Annotated in this window: 11 protein-coding genes and 1 pseudogene; 5 read left to right on the top strand and 7 right to left on the bottom strand. The window is 33.9% G+C overall.

From position 1 onward, the window contains the following. A pseudogene (locus F0000_RS13570) lies at window positions 1-418 on the bottom strand (ISAs1 family transposase); the annotation flags it as partial. 848 nt (window positions 419-1266) lie between these two features. Here F0000_RS13570 and F0000_RS13565 point away from each other — a divergent pair. Then, on the top strand, window positions 1267-3945 hold the full coding sequence (locus tag F0000_RS13565) for a T9SS-dependent M36 family metallopeptidase (RefSeq protein WP_149625262.1): 2679 nt from the start codon (window positions 1267-1269) through the stop codon (window positions 3943-3945). On the opposite strand, the gene F0000_RS13560 is transcribed toward F0000_RS13565, so the two are convergent. Beyond that, window positions 3926-5716, bottom strand: a complete 1791-nt coding sequence (locus F0000_RS13560) for a 1-deoxy-D-xylulose-5-phosphate synthase (protein ID WP_149625261.1) — start codon at window positions 5714-5716, stop codon at window positions 3926-3928. The two genes, F0000_RS13565 and F0000_RS13560, sit on opposite strands and share 20 nt — an antisense overlap. A 335-nt stretch (window positions 5717-6051) precedes the next feature. Here F0000_RS13560 and F0000_RS13555 point away from each other — a divergent pair, with 335 nt between their 5' ends. The 3 genes from F0000_RS13555 to F0000_RS13545 all read left to right on the top strand — a co-directional run bounded on the left by F0000_RS13555 (window position 6052) and on the right by F0000_RS13545 (window position 9745). Continuing rightward, window positions 6052-7611, top strand: coding sequence for a RagB/SusD family nutrient uptake outer membrane protein (locus F0000_RS13555; protein ID WP_149625260.1), 1560 nt, complete (start codon window positions 6052-6054; stop codon window positions 7609-7611). Between the two features lie 293 nt (window positions 7612-7904). Beyond that, a complete protein-coding gene (locus tag F0000_RS13550; RefSeq protein ID WP_149625259.1) occupies window positions 7905-8348 on the top strand; it encodes a nucleoside deaminase in 444 nt (147 codons plus the stop codon). Window positions 8349-8980: 632 nt separating this feature from the next. Continuing rightward, window positions 8981-9745 (top strand): hypothetical protein, encoded by a 765-nt coding sequence (locus F0000_RS13545; protein ID WP_149625258.1) that lies wholly within the window; start codon window positions 8981-8983, stop codon window positions 9743-9745. Window positions 9746-9804: 59 nt separating this feature from the next. Here F0000_RS13545 and F0000_RS13540 read toward each other — a convergent pair whose 3' ends face one another. The 5 genes from F0000_RS13540 to aspS all read right to left on the bottom strand — a co-directional run bounded on the left by F0000_RS13540 (window position 9805) and on the right by aspS (window position 14573). Then, the gene (locus F0000_RS13540; RefSeq protein WP_149625257.1) at window positions 9805-10002 is read right to left on the bottom strand and encodes a cold-shock protein; all 198 of its coding nucleotides are present in this window, start codon (window positions 10000-10002) and stop codon (window positions 9805-9807) included. An 83-nt stretch (window positions 10003-10085) separates the two neighbouring features. Further along, the gene (locus F0000_RS13535; RefSeq protein WP_149625256.1) at window positions 10086-10343 is read right to left on the bottom strand and encodes a hypothetical protein; all 258 of its coding nucleotides are present in this window, start codon (window positions 10341-10343) and stop codon (window positions 10086-10088) included. Window positions 10344-10359: 16 nt separating this feature from the next. Further along, complete coding sequence (locus tag F0000_RS13530; RefSeq protein ID WP_149625255.1) at window positions 10360-10920, bottom strand: hypothetical protein; 561 nt, start codon at window positions 10918-10920, stop codon at window positions 10360-10362. Between the two features lie 3 nt (window positions 10921-10923). After that, window positions 10924-12708: a chloride channel protein gene (locus tag F0000_RS13525; RefSeq protein WP_149625254.1), complete on the bottom strand. Its 1785-nt coding sequence runs from the start codon at window positions 12706-12708 to the stop codon at window positions 10924-10926. A gap of 116 nt (window positions 12709-12824) precedes the next feature. Continuing rightward, a complete protein-coding gene (gene aspS / locus F0000_RS13520) occupies window positions 12825-14573 on the bottom strand; it encodes an aspartate--tRNA ligase (protein WP_149625253.1) in 1749 nt (582 codons plus the stop codon). Between the two features lie 243 nt (window positions 14574-14816). On the opposite strand from aspS, the gene F0000_RS13515 reads away from it, so the two are divergent. Continuing rightward, window positions 14817-17846 (top strand): SusC/RagA family TonB-linked outer membrane protein, encoded by a 3030-nt coding sequence (locus F0000_RS13515; protein ID WP_149625252.1) that lies wholly within the window; start codon window positions 14817-14819, stop codon window positions 17844-17846. The last annotated feature ends 14 nt before the right edge of the window (window positions 17847-17860 follow it).

Raw genomic sequence — 17860 nt, 5'->3', positions numbered from 1 at the left:
CGATAGTTCCTGAAATATCCAAGGCTTCTATAAGTTCTGGGATCGCAGTTATTTCATTAGATTTTTCAGCCGTTTTCACTTGACCTAGAACCATATTATTTTGGCAAGCCCAAGCACTTACCATATGGATTGGAGATTTTTTTCCGTGTGATTTTGCTCCTCGAATTGTCTTCCCATCAATAGCAATGATTTGCCCTTTGTGCTGACTGCTTACCGTAGTTACCCATTGGATAAAGTACTTTTCAAATTCCAGGCTATCGATTGCCGAAAACAATCTGTTTATAGTGTCTTCTGAAGGTATTGCGTTGGGTAATTCGAGAAATGTTTTAAGAAATGCTTCTTTTGACCTAGCAAACCCTACCATTTGTTTCCAAGTTTCTGCTCCACAAATTACTGAAATTATTCCGATAAGAAGGAGTCAATAAAATTGTGAAGTTGGTTTATATGGCTTCTAGGATCTTCCATTTGACTAAAAAATCACTACTCAAGAGGAGTTCAATAAAAAAACAGATCTCTTGTTATCTGACAATTAATGAGATAGGTACTTTCTTGTTTTGGACAGCCTGCTCTTAGTAAGTTAACTTATAACTTCTATAATCAATTTTATATAGTTTTTTCTAGAAAATGATGTAGGGTATAATGAGTTTTAACTGTTATATATATAACCACTTAAATATTTATACAATGAAAAATTCTGTTTCTAAAAATACTATTTCTCTTGTTAGTTTTTATATCAAGTGGAAGTCGTTCAAAGAAGAAAAGTTAACGATGTTGTTGAAAATTTAATCCCCAAAATGATATTAATTATTCTCTTTAAACCTACACCTTCCCGTAAATTGAGTGAATTTCGAAAGATTATTTAGTTTTAAGCTAGTACAATACTTTGCACAATTGAAATTTACAAGATTTACGGGATATTTTTAATTACTTATATTTTTATTTTAGGGCTACCCTTTTAACTCTCAAACCAAACTGTTTTCCAATAAATACTATCTTAAAACCCAAAGAATTTGACAATGTCTTAAGTTATAGATATATAAAAATTCATTATATAGATTCTTTATGAGATTTAATCGGGAGCCCTATTATTTTTTATTTTAAGGTGAAAGATGCGATTTTATATTTTTTGAAATAATATTTCCCTTTTTTAATTGTTTTCTTAATAAGTAATTCAGGAGGGTGTTATTATTTTCCTTATTTTAACGTATTGTTTTTACAGTATTTTGCTATGATAAGTTGGGGTTGTTATTCGAAAAGAATTATAGAATGAAACATTTTTTCTATCATATTTTATTTTTTGCGCTAGTTTTCCCTACCACGGAAATCAAAGCTCAATCATCCAATCTGCAGTTGATCAAAGAATATATGTTGGTACACGAGATGTCTGTAGAGGATGTTTCTGGATTAAAGATTCAGAGAGCGTCTTTTTCTAAGAGTATGAAACTAACAAATGTGTATGTTATCCAAGAATATAATACTATCCCGATTTATAATGCAATAGGAAATTTTGCAATTAGAGATGGTAAAATAATTTCCTTTTCAGAAAAGTTCCATACGCATCTTTCTAAAAAAATTGCGACAACGACGCCACATCTGAAACCTATCGATGCTATAAAGGCTATTGCTACGAATTTAGGACTACAAACATCACAGACATTAAAAGTTCTTACGAAGGAAAAAAATGGAGATATGACACTATCCGATAAGAATATCTCTCAGGAAGAAATACCAGTAAAACTAACGTATGTTTCTAAAGAAGGGCAACTGCTGCTTTGTTGGGATATTAGTATTTATACTACAGACGGAGCGCATTGGCATAGTATCCGAGTAGATGCTGTAACAGGGCAAATTATAGACAGAACAGACTGGATGATGCACTGCTCTTTTGAAGAAAATAATAGCTATAGAAAAAAAGATATAGCAAATGACATCCAAACCTCATCTTTTGGTTTTAAAAATGAGAGGAACTTATTAATGGAGGGAACTTATAATGTTTTCCCAATCCCAAGTGTGGAGAGTCCCAATCACGGATCCCGAGTATTAGTTTCTAATCCGGCAAATGCATTGGCTTCACCCTTTGGTTGGCATGATACGGATGGGATTTCGGGAATAGAATTTACAACCACTAGAGGAAACAATGTACTGGCTTCAGAAGACACGGATGCTGATAATATCGCGGGAAACCAAGCAGATGGGGGTACAGGTCTGGTATTTGATTTTCCGTTAGATCAAAGTGCAATAGTCGAAAATTTTGAAGAAGCCTCTATTACGAATCTCTTTTATGCTAATAATATAGTTCACGATGTCTGGTACCAATATGGTTTTGATGAATCCGCAGGAAATTTTCAATTTAACAATTATGGTAAAGGAGGAATAGGCAGTGATGAAGTTTTTGCAGATACACAAGACGGTTTAGGATTTAATAATGCTAATTTTGGAACACCACCGGATGGTTCTAATCCCAGAATGCAAATGTTTTTATGGAATCCTGTTTCAGACCCTTCCATAGATACTTTTGTAGTAAACAATGGAACATTGACAGGAGCTTCTTATGCTACTATAGATAACTCATTCAATCCAGGAGGTCACGTAGATGCTCCATTATTTCCTGATGGATTGACTGCAGATCTGGTGTTGGTGACAGATATGATGTCTACAACATCAACAGACCCTAATGATGCGTGTGATACGATTCTAAATGCTGCAGCACTAGTGGGAAAAATTGCTGTGGTCAAAAGAGGAAGCTGTAATTTTGATGATAAAGTCCTTAGATGTCAACAATCAGGTGCAATTGCGGTTTTGGTTGTAAACAACCAACCGGGAGCTCCAACTTCTATGGGAGGTAATAATGCATTAATCACCATTCCGGCAATTATGATAGGACTTGAGGATGGAGAAGCGTTGATTTCTGCAATGACATCAAATACAATCAATGCGACTATGTCTGATGTAGGAAGAAATTTTTTTGCAGAAGATAGTAGTTTTGATAATGGAATTGTAATACACGAATATGGTCATGGGATTTCTACTCGTTTAACCGGAGGAGCAGATAATTCTGGTTGTTTAAGAGTCTGTGCAGAGTTTGATTCTGAAGGGAATTGTATTCAGTTTACAGAACAAATGGGAGAAGGATGGTCTGATTGGTTTGCATTAATGATGACTATAGAAACTGGAGATACAGGACCAGACTCCAGAGGTATTGGAACCTATTCAATAAATGAACCTGTAACTGGAAACGGGATTAGACCTTCTCCTTATAGTATAGATATGGCCATCAATTCTGTCACTTATAAAGATACTAATAACCAAACTGTTTTTAATGCGCCTCATGGTGTAGGTTCTGTTTGGGCTTCTATGTTATGGGATTTAACCTGGGCTTTTATAGATAGAGATGGTTTTGATCCTGATATCTATAACGGTACTGGTGGAAATAATTTAGCAATGCAATTAATAATTGACGGTTTAAAATTACAATCCTGTAACCCTGGATTTATAGACGGACGAGATGCTATTCTAGCTGCAGATGAAGCTGCAAATTCCGGGGACAATGCCTGTCTTATTTGGGAAGTTTTTTCTAGACGTGGTTTGGGATGGAGTGCCAGTCAGGGAGATAGTATGAGCAGAGCAGATCAGATAGAAGCTTTTGATATTCCACCATCATCAGAATTACAATGTTTACTAAATGTTGAGGATTTTGATAAGGATATATTTAGAATTACTCCGAATCCTTCTTCTGGAAGTTTTGTCATTAATATCTCCAGAGGTTTGGGAGAAACGACGATCAGAATTGTAGATATGAATGGGAGAATAGTTTTTGATGAAGATATTTTCTTAAATGGATCTCATAGTATTAATGCTAACAATTTGAGAACAGGAATCTACCTACTGCAAATTATGACTAGAGAAGGTAATAATAGATTTACAACTAAGATTGTAATTGAATAAGAGAAAACTGTGTTAAGATTGTTTTTTTAATTCCTTCTGTAGAAATTCCACAAATTTCTCTTAATTCATCAGTCGTTCCGTGATGAATAAATTGATCAGGAATCCCGAGCATAACAATTTTAGAAGAAAAATTATTTTGGTTAATAAAATTTAAAATAGCGTTTCCAAAACCACCTTTGATAACTCCATCTTCTACTGTGATAATAATTTTGTGTTCTTTTAGTATTTGTTTAAGAAAATTACTATCCAGAGGTTTGATAAAACAAAAATGATAATGGCTTACTTTTTTTGTAATGCTATTTAATGCTTCTGTAACATTAGTAGCAATAGTTCCGGTAGATACAATAGCAATTTCTGATTTTTCTTGTTTTAAAATAGTTCCTGTACCAATAGGGAGTTTTTTCATGGCTTTTTTCCAGTTGAGCAGCGTGCCTCGTCCTCTCGGGTATCGAATAGCAATAGGTTTTTCCAGACCCAGAGAAGCTGTGTAGAGTACGTTTCTTAGCTCAATTTCGTGTGCGGGAGCGGCTATAATCATATTTGGAATACAATTAAGATAGGCAATATCAAAAACTCCGTGATGTGTAGCTCCATCCGCTCCAACCAGACCTGCACGATCAATACAAAAGATTACAGGCAAGTTTTGTAAAGCAACATCATGAATAATCTGATCATATGCCCGTTGTAAAAAAGTTGAGTAAATAGTACAGAAAGGGACTAATCCCTGAGTAGCCATTCCTGCAGCTAACGTAACCGCGTGCTGCTCGGCAATACCTACATCAATAGCTCGATCAGGTATTTCTTCCATCATATATTTTAGAGAACTTCCTGTTGGCATAGCAGGAGTAATTCCAATAATTCTAGGGTTCTCTCTGGCTAATTCTAAGAGTGTAAGTCCGAATACATCTTGGAATTTAGGAGGTTGGACAGCGTCATTTTTTGGAAATAAATTACCAGTAACCGCATCGAATTTCCCTGGGGCGTGATAGGTTATCTGGTTTTCCTCTGCCTGCTTTAAGCCTTTTCCTTTGGTGGTTATGATATGCAGAAGCTTTGGTCCTCTAACAGATTTTAGTTTTTCCAAAGTTTTTAATAATTCAGGTAAATTATGCCCATCAATTGGACCAAAATATTTAAAATTTAACGCTTCTATAATATTATCAGTTTTAGGTTTAAAACCGACTGTTGCTTTGGTAAGATATTCTTTTAGTGCTCCCACACTTGGATCAATGCCAATAGCATTATCATTGAGTATAACAAGGATATTTGTGTCTGTAACTCCTGCGTGGTTTAAGCCTTCAAAAGCCATCCCACTGGCGATAGAAGCATCTCCAATAACAGCGATGTGCTGTTTTGTATGATCTCCTTTCAGTCTAGAGGCAATAGCCATTCCTAATATGGCTGAGATAGAAGTAGATGAATGACCTACGCCAAAAGTATCATACACACTTTCACTGCGTTTAGGAAATCCACTAATGCCTCCTAATTGTCGATTTGTGTAAAATAAGTTTTTTCTACCAGTAAGAATCTTATGTGGATATGCCTGATGTCCTACATCCCAAACCAATAGATCATTAGGTGTATCAAAGATGTAATGTAGCGCAATCGTAAGTTCAATAACACCAAGACTTGCTCCCAGATGCCCTTCTTTTGAGGCTACTATATTGATAACAAACTCTCTTAATTCTTTGGCTACATCAGACAATTGATCAATAGAAAGTCTTCTAAGATCAGATGGGTATTCTATATGAGAAAGGAATTTGTCTGGCATTCTAAAAAATAAATACAAAACTACGACTTTAAAAGAAAATTTATGTACGAAGGTATCCTGTTAAAATTATTTTCCTTTTGATATAGTGTTACGTGTAATATTTTCTAGGAGATTGTCTCAGGTATAATAGGGATTCATAGCATAAAAGATAATAAATAAGAATTTCAATACGTCTATAGCAAAAGAGCAAAGTATTGATTTTATGTAAGCAAACAGGCTTATAGTTAGGATTTTTTTTATATTTTAACAATTATTTTATTAATTCATACTGATTAGTTCTCCATATGAACTATTGAAAACATTTTGTTTGACAAATAACAAAATCATATATCAAAATGAGAAATAATATACCACACAAATTTTGGAAAGCTGTTATTATATTTTTAATTATTATATTTTCGGGATGTTCGTCTGATGATAATCAGGTTCCAAGTCCAGAACCTGATACTAGCACTATTATAAGTATTGATGAATTGAAAACAAAAGTGGATGAATTATATGTGGATCTGGCAAAAGCTATGGGTTTTAATAATTTTTTCGCTTCCAGTTGGGCAGGAGATGATATTACTACTTCTTATAATAGTAGTAAATGTAGTATCAGAACTTTTGATACTAGAATTCTTGATTGTAGTGAAAGTGTTGCTTATGCTATATGGACTGAATCTTATGCAATTATAGAGAAAACAAATATTATTATAATAAATGCAGAAAGGTTAGAAATAGATGATACAGCTGTCAAAGATTTACTTACAGGAGAAGCTTATTTTGTGAGAGGATTGATGTATCACCATCTAGTAAGGATGTTTGGCAATATTCCAATACAATTGGGTATAGAGTTAGATAAAGAGGTTACTTTATCAGAAATGGCAGCTGTTTATAAACAAATTGAAAAAGACTGGTTAGCTGCAGAGAAATTACTTCCTATACTATATCCTGATGTGCAATCAGGTGCTCCACAACCTAATAAAGGCACTGCAAGCTCATTTTTATCTAGATTATACATGGATTGGGCTGGTTTTCCTGTAAGAGATGAATCTAAATACACATTAGCTGCAGGAAATGCCAAAAAAGTAATGGATAACCATATATCCCATGGTTTTGATTTAATGGAGAACTTAGATGACTTATGGTCTCTTGAACACAGGTTTAATAAAGAATCTATATTTACAGTCGTCTATTGTACTTCATGTGAATATGCTAATTTCAAAAAAGGAATTTTGGGTCTGCCGTCTGTTTTAGAAGGATGGAATGAAATTTTTGGAGAAATTAGATTTTTTGAAGATTTCCCAGAAGGACACAGAAAAAATGCAACCTATATCACAGATCCAACTATAGAAGATCCGCATACAAATCCAGAGACACAGGAGACAATACATTGGACTGATTTTGATCAGCCCAACCCTATTATAGCCAAGGTTACAGGAAAAGGAGATATCCCAAGAACTTTTACTACGGATCGGAACGATTTTCTAATGCGTTATGCAGAGGTATTACTTATCTATGCAGAAGCTTCTGGTAGAGTTGGTAGTGAAACTCCCGAAGCCTGGGAAGCACTAAATAGAGTAAAAAGAAGAGCAGAATTAGCGCCTGCAACTATACCTAATACTGCGATTGATGTTACCTCTGGAAATCTTGCTGAGTTGGCATTTACAGAAAGAAAATGGGAGTTTGCAGGAGAATTCATCAGGTGGTACGATTTAGTAAGAATGGAACGGGTGGCAGAAGTACTTAATCCTGCTTATAGAAATAATATTACTTCCACATATATCAATCCAGATTCTCCCAGATATGGAGAAACTGTAGAAGAATACGCACAGATAACAGGTTCTTTAGAAACGGACAATTATTTTACTCCTATTGCAGAAAGTATAAAAGCAGAATACCCTAATCTGTAGCATTAATACATTCGAATAATAAAGAGATAATATAGCTATAAAAGCTACGATGAATGTTTAGTTATTGAACTCATCTTGATTTTTTTCAATTCGTTATAAAAACGCTTTTTTTGGCTCAATTTTTGACTTTTTCTTATTTCATAGTATTGCTATGCAGTGCAAAAGCACTTCAATTGATCAAAAAACAACTATTTTTCGCTAGAATCAAAAAAGTGTAAACCACTTCATTTAAATACACTTTGTCCAGGCCTCAAAAGTTGAAATTTTATTAGTTTAGCTAAAAAACTAAAAAGATGTTCGATCCCTATGATGATTCACATTTTATGAGAAAAGCGCTTCAGGAAGCTGAAACTGCTTATGATAAAGGAGAGATACCTATTGGAGCTATTGTAGTGGTGGCAGATAGAGTAATTGCCAGAGCACATAATCTAACAGAAGTACTAAACGATGTTACTGCTCATGCAGAGATGCAAGCCATAACAGCGGCGGCAAATTTCTTAGGAGGAAAATACCTCAAAGAGTGTACATTATATGTAACTATCGAACCTTGCCAGATGTGTGCTGGCGCACTTTTTTGGAGTCAGATAGGTAAGATTGTTTACGGAGCCAGAGATGAACAACGAGGCTGTATCAATCTGGGGACCACGCTACATCCCAAAACAAAAATGATTGGAGGTGTTTTGGCAGAAGAATGTAGCGAAATTTTAAAGCGTTTTTTTATTGAAAAACGAAACTAGATTATAGTTTTGAAACTATTGATTTCAACGCTTTATATTCTTGTAATACGATTTATAACTAAAAATTTCGCATATTCATCGTTTCTTTTTCCTTTCTACTTCGTTTAAAAAATAAACCGTAGCTATAGCTATGCTTGATTTTTTTGCCTTGCATAAAGAAAAAATAATTCAATGAATTTATACGAATTTTTTAATCACAAATCGTATAATAATGAAAAATAAAGAATCTATATTTCAATTTAAATGAAAATAGTAACTCAGGTTGTTATAAAACTCTTTTCTATTCCCGTACTTGTCCCAAATTTCTACAATAGTTTAGTTTCATTATTTGATATTTTCAAAATAAAAAAAAGATGCTAAGTTTAGTATAAAATATATGCTAATATTATCCATTGAATTGTTTTAATCTTGACTAACATCAATTTTTGTTATTTATATTCAGTTAATTATGTTTTGTAAAATTTATCAATTTTTACCACCATTTAGATTGATTTTTCGCTTCGTTAGCTCTAGGAATTAATCGGATTCTGATGTGGGGAATGTTATTAATCGGTAATTTGGTTCATATCTGCCATATTTATAATTGCAACTTTTAGCCAGGTATTTAGTCTATATGTATATAGATAATATGCATGCGTATATCAGTACATATCATTATTTGGCTATTGTGTTATTCAGTATTTTCTCAAGATTCTGATATACTATATGGAAAAATACTAACAGGTACTGAAAAGATAGAAGCAGTAAATATTTTGAATCTTACAAAAGGAATAGGGGCAATTAATGATGCTGCAGGTTTTTTTGAGATTAAAGCAAAAGTAGATGATACGATCGTTTTTTCTTCGATTAAGCATCAACAGAAAGTACATATCGTAACTAAGAAGGATATGAAATCAGCTAGATTATCGATTAAGTTAGACATAAAAATAAATGAACTTGAAGAAGTAAGAATATCTGATCATACACTTTCGGGAGGAGTAGAAGAAGATATAAAGAAAATAAAAACATATGAGCATAATTTACCAATGTTTAGTGCAAAACAGCTAGATCAAACTCCTTTTATTAATGAAAAAGGTGTGGCTACAATACGGAGTACTGCTATTAATCATAGAAAAAATGCAACAAACTTTAATTTTATTGCCCTAGGAAGAATGATTGGTCGCTTTTTTAAGAAAAAAGAAAATAAAGGATCTAAAAAAATAAAGATTCCTAAGCTCTCTGATTTCTACAATACTAATTTTTTGGTAAATGAATTAATGATCCCAGAAACTAAATTATATGATTTTCTAGAATATCTGAATGAGAATACTCAAACCATAAAAATATTGAAATCTGAAAATGAATTAAAAATATTAGAGTTTATAATAACTGAAAGCGAAAAATTTAAAAGTAAATAACAGTTAGATATAAAAAAAGCGCTATCTAATGTAGCGCTGCTATGGGTAAAAATTCTATATTAATCGTTGATTATCCGTATTCTCGCGGCGATAATTCCCTTCCTTCCTTCTTGTTCTTCGTATTCTACTTTGTCTCCTTCTTGTAACGTTTCACCATTTAATCCTGATATATGAACAAAAATATCTTTACCTGTTTCATCGTTTGTAATAAAGCCGTAACCCTTTGATTCATTGAAAAATTTAACTGTTCCTTCCATTGTAATAAAAATAATAATTGAATTATAAAGGTAGTTTTTAAAAGAATATTAATTGTTACCAAAATGTAAATGTTTACAAAATTTTAGCAATTGTCGGTTTTTTCATTCTTGTTGAAATCTCTCATTTTTTTTAAGTTTTCTTCAGTTAACATATAGTCTTTTACCTTTTTGTTTTTCCATCGATGATAGATAAATAAAGGCATCAGTACAAATGAAGCCATCAGTATTCCAGCGCCAACCCATTTGTCTCCGTTTACATGATCACCGGAATTTTTAAAGTAATAGCCAATACCTACTAATATAATTATTAGGAAGAATAGTATTTTTATAACGTATTTCATATGCTGTTCGCAGTTATTATTTCAGGTAATCCTTTAGTATATAATCATCCCATACCTGCGCTTCAATATAGCGATCGTATTTCATTTCTTCATTGGTCATCCAGATATTTTCTCTGGGGATTCCGTATTTTTTAATAACAGTTTCCATTTCTTGTCGTACAAAAACTTTTCCGTTATACTCTTTTTTGTATTTCTTAAGCTTAGGCTCATCAAAAAACTGAAAGGATACCATACTATCCGGATAGGTAAAACTTATTTGTTCTGATTTAAAGTTATCTAACGGAATTTTCACTACACCAGGAGTATGGTAACACGATTTAAGCCAATTGCATTCGCCTAATGTAAAATAGAAAGGATTCTCTCTTTTAGGCTTCCCTCCTTTGCTTATGAATTCGTTTTTTAACCTTTTTTCTAATGCAAACCTGAGTTCAGTATAATTGGGTGGTCTTTTACTATTAAAACCAACCGAAATATTATTTTGGATGTTTTTGGCCTCCTCGAATGTATTATCAGTAATATTTTTAAAGGGACCTTGTTCAATTTCGTAATAATGAAATAAGAATTTGGGTATATTCATTGCTTATCGTGTAAAATTAATTAGTTTCCTTCGATACGCGGTTAATAATTTGGATTTAGAGATAAAGCCATAATACTTCCCATCTTTAATTACGGGAAGATTCCATGCACCCGTATCCTGAAATTTACGCATGGCTGCTTTTGCATTGTCTTCTTCATAGACAATAAATGTAGTGACCTGTGACATTAACATGGTCACCGTAGTTTTATGATATAGTGAAATGTCAAACATAATATCTCTAATATCATCCAAAGAAACGATTCCGATCAGTGTTTTATCTTCTCCAATAACAGGAAATAAATTTCTATTCGATTTTGCTACCGCCTCATCTAATAAAACCTTTAAAGTATCAGTTGATTTTACGGCAATAAAATTTGTTTCTATGCAACCTTCTAAGTTCATTAAAGTGAGAACGGTTTGATCCTTGTCATGCGTGAGTAGTTGACCTTTTTCAGCAAGTTTTTGAGTATAAATTGTATATTCTGTATTATTTTTAGAAATGATAAAGGATATAGCAGTGGTTATCATTAGCGGAACAAATAGTTCATAACTAGTGGTGATTTCTGCAATTAGAAATATAGAGGTCAGAGGTGCGTGCAATACTCCGGCAATTAATCCTGCCATACCTAATAAGGTAAAATTTGCTTCAGACACCTGAAATCCAAAACCTATAGTATTTATTATTTTTGAAACTACATTTCCCAGTGCACTCCCCATGACCATAGTAGGTATAAAAATACCTCCACTTCCTCCAGCAGCAAAGGTAGTGGTCATGGCAATAGCTTTAAAGATAGTAATCCCAAATAATAATGCAATTACAATCCATATATTCTCTATATACGCATCAAAAGGTGTTTTGCCCAATGCCATAAGATGATCGCCTCTTAATAAATCATTTATAAAACCCAGACCTTCTCCGTATAAAGGAGGAATAAAGTAGAGCATGATACCAATGGCTATTCCTCCAATAAATAATTTTTGCAATTTATTAGAAAATCTGTTAAAGAAATTTTGAATTCCAAAGTACATTTTAGTAAAATAGATAGAGGCTGTAGCGGTTGCCACACCAAGAATACAGTAAAAAGGAGTGTCTGCAATATTGAATTTTTCAATTACTTCAAATCTAAAAAGAACTTCATCTCCAAGAAAAAAATAAGAAGTAATAATAGAAGATACTGATGCCAGTAACAGTGGTAATAATGATGTTAAAGTAAGATCCAGACTAAAAACTTCTACAGCAAATACTAATCCTGCCAGAGGAGATTTAAAAACAGCGGATATAGCTCCCGCTGCTGCGCACCCGATAAACAGACTTCTGTCTTTATTATTAACATGAAAAAGAGTACTTATACTAGAACTCAGCGCTGCTCCCGATGCTATAGCTGATCCCAGTAATCCCACAGATCCACCAAACCCTACAGTGAGTGGTGCTGTCAATAATGGGAAATAAATTTTGATTTGTTTAATAATCCCATTTTTCCGAGATAAAGAATATAATATAGAGGAAATAGCATGTTCTACCTCTAATTTGAAGATATGTTTTGAAATTAAATGTACCAGAAATAATCCTATAAGAGGTAAAATGAAATAAAAAGAAGCCTGAAAAGATATAATATCACTTTCTAAGATAGTTTGAATTATATGCGTGATGTTTTTTAGCAATACAGAAACCAAACCTGCAGAAATACCTACCAATACACTGAGCATAAGAATAAAATTCTTACTGGAGATATGGCGATATCTCCATACTAAAAATCTATGGAGTGCTGTCTTTTTTTTGGCAGTCATAAATACTACTACTCTTGGTCAAGATTACAAGGTAATAAAAAATCCCGCGCTTGGCGGGATCATATACCATTTCTGGTTTCAATGGGTGGTTTTAAAACCAGAAATGGTATAATCTTTTATAAATCAAGCTTTATATTTAATTCCTTTAGTTGTTCAGTATCAATAGTAGCAGGGGCATCGATCATAACATCACGACCACTGTTGTTTTTAGGAAAAGCAATGAAATCTCGAATCGTTTCTTGTCCGCCGAGAATGGCTACCAGTCTGTCAAACCCAAAAGCAATTCCTCCATGAGGAGGAGCGCCATATTGAAAAGCGTCTAATAAGAATCCAAACTGAGCTTTTGCTTCTTCTGGAGTAAACCCTAAATGATCAAACATCAATTTTTGTGTTTCTTTATCATGAATACGTATAGATCCGCCACCTATCTCGTTTCCGTTAAGCACAAGATCATATGCATTTGCTCTCACATCTCCAGGTCTAGAATTTAATAAAGGAATATCTCCAGGTTTAGGAGACGTAAAAGGATGATGCATGGCATGATATCTTTCTGTATCTTCATCCCATTCTAGTAACGGAAAGTCAACTACCCATAGCGGAGCAAATTCTTCAGGTTTTCTTAATCCAAGTCGTTCACCCATTTCCATCCTCAACGCACTTAATTGCCCTCTTACTTTATGAGTTTGTCCCGAAAGAACACATATAAGATCTCCAGCATTTGCTCCTGTGATCTCTGCCCATTGTGATAAATCATCCTGATCGTAAAATTTATCTACAGAAGATTTAAAGCTTCCATCTTCATTACATTTTACATAGACCATGCCTAATGCTCCAACTTGAGGACGTTTAACCCAGTCAATAAGCTTGTCTATTTCTTTCCTTGTATATGAAGCGCCTCCCGGAACTGCTATTCCAACAACTAGCTCGGCATCATTAAAAACTTTGAAATCTTTATGCTGAGCGACCTTATTGAGTTCTCCGAATTTCATACCAAAACGAATATCCGGTTTGTCATTACCATAGATTTTTATCGCTTGATCATAGGTCATTCTAGGAAAATCATGAATAGCTATTCCTTTAATGTCTTTGATTAAATGGCGTGTAAGTCCTTCAAAAATTGTTAAAATATCTTCCTGTTCTACAAATGCCATTTCGCAATCTATTTGTGTAAATTCTGGCTGTCTGTCTGCTCTTAAATCTTCATCTCTAAAACATTTCACAATCTGAAAATACTTATCCATGCCACCCACCATAAGTAACTGTTTGAATGTTTGCGGAGATTGCGGTAATGCATAAAACTGACCTTCATTCATACGAGAAGGTACTACAAAATCACGAGCACCTTCTGGCGTAGATTTAATAAGATAAGGGGTTTCTATTTCTATAAATCCTTCTTCTGATAAATAGTTACGAACTTTCATACCTACCTGATGACGAAATAATAAATTATTTTTTACCGGATTACGTCTAATGTCCAGGTATCGATATTTCATCCTGATATCTTCTCCACCATCCGTCTGATCCTCTATAGTAAATGGAGGAACTAAAGCTTCATTTAGAACCTGTAGTTCTGTTACCAGAATTTCAATAGTACCCGTCGGTATATTTGAGTTTTTGGATTCACGTTCTATAACAGATCCTTTGATATGTATTACATATTCTCTACCTAATGTTTTAGCCTTTTCTACAACAGCTACAGGTGTACGTTTTTCGTCAAAAATTAATTGAGTAATCCCATAACGATCCCGGAGATCTACCCAAATCATAAAACCTTTATCTCTCGTTTTTTGTACCCATCCAGATAGGGCAACTTCTTTATTGATGTCTGAGGCGCGTAATTCACCACAAGAATGAGTTCTATACATAGCTATTTGTTATGGCTGCAAAAGTAAGAAGTTTAATATAAATATGGATTGTTTTCATCAAAATGAAAAATCAAATTCAGTGTAAATATTTATTTAATAATACCTGAGGTTTTAACATTGTTTACATATGGTTAAACCTTTAATTTGTTTATTTTCAGACCCTTAAATACTAACATTTGTTAGTGTTAACTTTTTTTTGTTATTCTATTTTAATAGATTTAACGAAATTTTAAACAAATCATAATGAAAAAACAAACTCAGATTAACAAGGGGCTTTTGTTATTCTTGTTTTTCTTTCCTATTATTCTGTTCGCTCAGGAGACTATCACAGGAAAGGTTATAAACGAGGGTACAGGAGAAGGAATACCTTTTATTAACATTGTTGAAGAGGGAACTAACAATGGTACAGCGACTGATATTGATGGTAACTTCTCACTTACTGTCAATTCGTTACCAGTAAAGTTAAAAGTTTTTGCGATTGGTTTTGCAGAAAAATCAGTGTCAGTAGAAATTGCAGGAAGTATTACTATACAAGTTGCTGAATCTACAGAATCATTAGAAGAGGTTGTAATAACTGGTTTGGCAACCTCAGTAAAGCGAAGTAATGCAGCCAATGCAGTATCTTCTGTATCTGCAGAAGACTTAGCAGGACTAACACCTCCGCAAACTCTGGATGGAGCCTTGGCAGGTAAATTTGCAGGGGCATTAATTACCAAGAGTTCTGGTGCTCCAGGAGGAGGTATATCAGTAAAACTAAGAGGGGTTACTTCTATTAATGGTAATTCCCAGCCCCTATATATAGTAGATGGGGTATACGTAAATAATAATAGTATTTCAGGAGCTGGATTAAATGCTGTTTCTGGAGCAGCAGGAGGAGGTAACGCCTCGAATCAAGATAATCCATCAAACAGGATTGCTGATATTAACCCTGACGATATTGAGAGTGTAGAAATTCTTAAAGGAGCTTCTGCAGCCGCTATATATGGAGCGAGAGCTGCAGCCGGGGTGATTATCATAACGACCAAAAAAGGGAAAGCAGGACAAACTAAAATTTCGTTCTCTCAAGATGCAGGATTTAATACAATCATTAGACCGAGGGGGCAAAGAAATTTTACTGAAGATAGAATTTTTGACATATTCTTTAGTCCTGACCCAGATGACCCTGTAGCTGAGCAAAACTCCAGAGACGCAGCAAATGCTCAGGTAGCTCTTTTTACAGATGCCAGAAATAATGGAAGGCTTGTAGACTTTGAAGATGAAATCTATGGAGAGGAAGGTTTTATTACTAATACAAGTGTAAACGTTTCTGGAGGATCAGATAATACACTCTTTTATGCTGCTTTTTCTAATAATGAGGAAGATGGTATTGTACAAAATACAGGATATAACAGAAAGTCAATACGTTTTAATATAAATCACGATTTTTTAGATAAGAGAGCAAAACTTTCTTTGACTAGTAATTATATTGACTCCAGATCTAATAGAGGTTTTTTTAACAATGACAATACGGGAACTACAATAGGAGTGGCTCTGACATCAACACTCCCGTATGCGGATTTATTTCCGGATGCTAATGGGAATTATCCAGACAACCCATTTGGCTCTTCTAATCCACTACAAACAAGGGATTTGATCACAAACAGAGAGGATGTGAATCGATTTATCGTGGGAAGTGCACTCGATGTGAAGCTTTATGAAGCAGAAAAATCTAATTTAAAAGCTGTCATAAGAGGAGGAGTTGATTATTATCAATTAATTACTACTGCAATATTTCCCGAACAATTACAGTTTCAGAAACCTTCTAATGGAGGTTTAAATGGATTAAGTGCCCTAGGAACAACAGAAAATAAAGATGCCAATTATTCTTTGTTTTTGGTACATAATTATACTACTGATAATGACCTTAATTTTAGAACCCAGGCAGGTGTAACTAAACAAACCTTCTTTAGAAATACTGTTAGAAATATTACGAGTGATTTAATTGCTGCCCAAAGTAACCTGGATCAGGGTGCTAATGTAAGTGTAACTCAATTTAGACAAGAGCAAGAAGATCAAGGATTTTTTGTTCAGGAAGAATTAAATTATCAGGATAAAATTATTGGTACTCTCGGTATAAGAGGAGATAAATCTAGTAATAATGGGGATGCTAACAAGTTTTTTTATTATCCAAAAGCTTCTGCTGCGGTAAATATACATAGTTTTGATTTCTGGAAAATTCCGGTTGTAAATCAATTTAAGGTAAGAGCCGCATACGGAGAAGCGGGTAATTTTGCACCAAATGGAGCTTTATTTACTGCATATACAAACTCATTAATAGACGGTAACGTAGGTATTGTAGTACCTGCAACTCTTGGAGATCCTACTATTTCTCCAGAAAAACAAAAAGAATTAGAAGTTGGTTTTGATGCAAGTTTTTTAGATAGTAGAATAGGATTAGAATTTTCATATTACAATAAATCCGTAGACGACCTTATTTTACAAGCAAATATAGAACCCTCTTCAGGTTTTACATCCAGATTTGCCAATGCCGGTAATTTGGCAAATAGAGGAGTGGAGATTGCAATAAATGCCAATATCATCCAAAATGATAATTTTGACTGGAATACCAATGTATTGTTTTTTACAAATACATCAGAAATCACAAAATTAGAGGTAGCACCGTTTAATTTGGGAGGTTTTGGAGCTGGTCTCGGTACGTTCAGAATTGAAGAAGGAAAAAGTGCAACACAAATAGTAGGAACCAATGCTGATGGTGATCTTGTGGTTTTAGGAAATTCAGAACCTGATTTTCAGATTACCTGGTCTAATAATGTAAGATACAAGGATTTTACATTATCATTCTTATGGCATTGGAAACAAGGAGGGGATAACATAAATCTAACCAATCTGTTGACAGATTTTGGCGGTACGAGTCCTGATTATGATGATGTGGATTTAGATCCGGCAGGAACTACACCAAATGGACCTTTTAGAATCGGAGCATTTCGAGCAGGAAATGCAACCCCTTTCGTTGAAGATGCATCATATCTAAGATTAAGAGAAGTTGGGCTGTATTATAATTTGCCTTCTAAAATTCGCAAACAGGTTTTTGGGAACTATGTTTCTAACCTTAAAATAGGGTTCTCAGGGAATAATCTAATTAATGTTTTTGATTATAATAGTTATGATCCTGAAGTCTCTAATTTTGGGTCTAATGGTTTATCAACAGGAGTTGAGGTAACACCATTTCCATCATCAAAACGTTACTTATTTCATTTAGCAGTTGACTTTTAAACAAAAATATTAAG

It is taken from the genome of Aquimarina sp. RZ0, from assembly GCF_008370685.1.
GTDB lineage: Bacteria > Bacteroidota > Bacteroidia > Flavobacteriales > Flavobacteriaceae > Aquimarina.
Note: the sequence above shows the minus strand (reverse complement) of the source record. Positions and strands in the feature narration are given on the sequence as shown.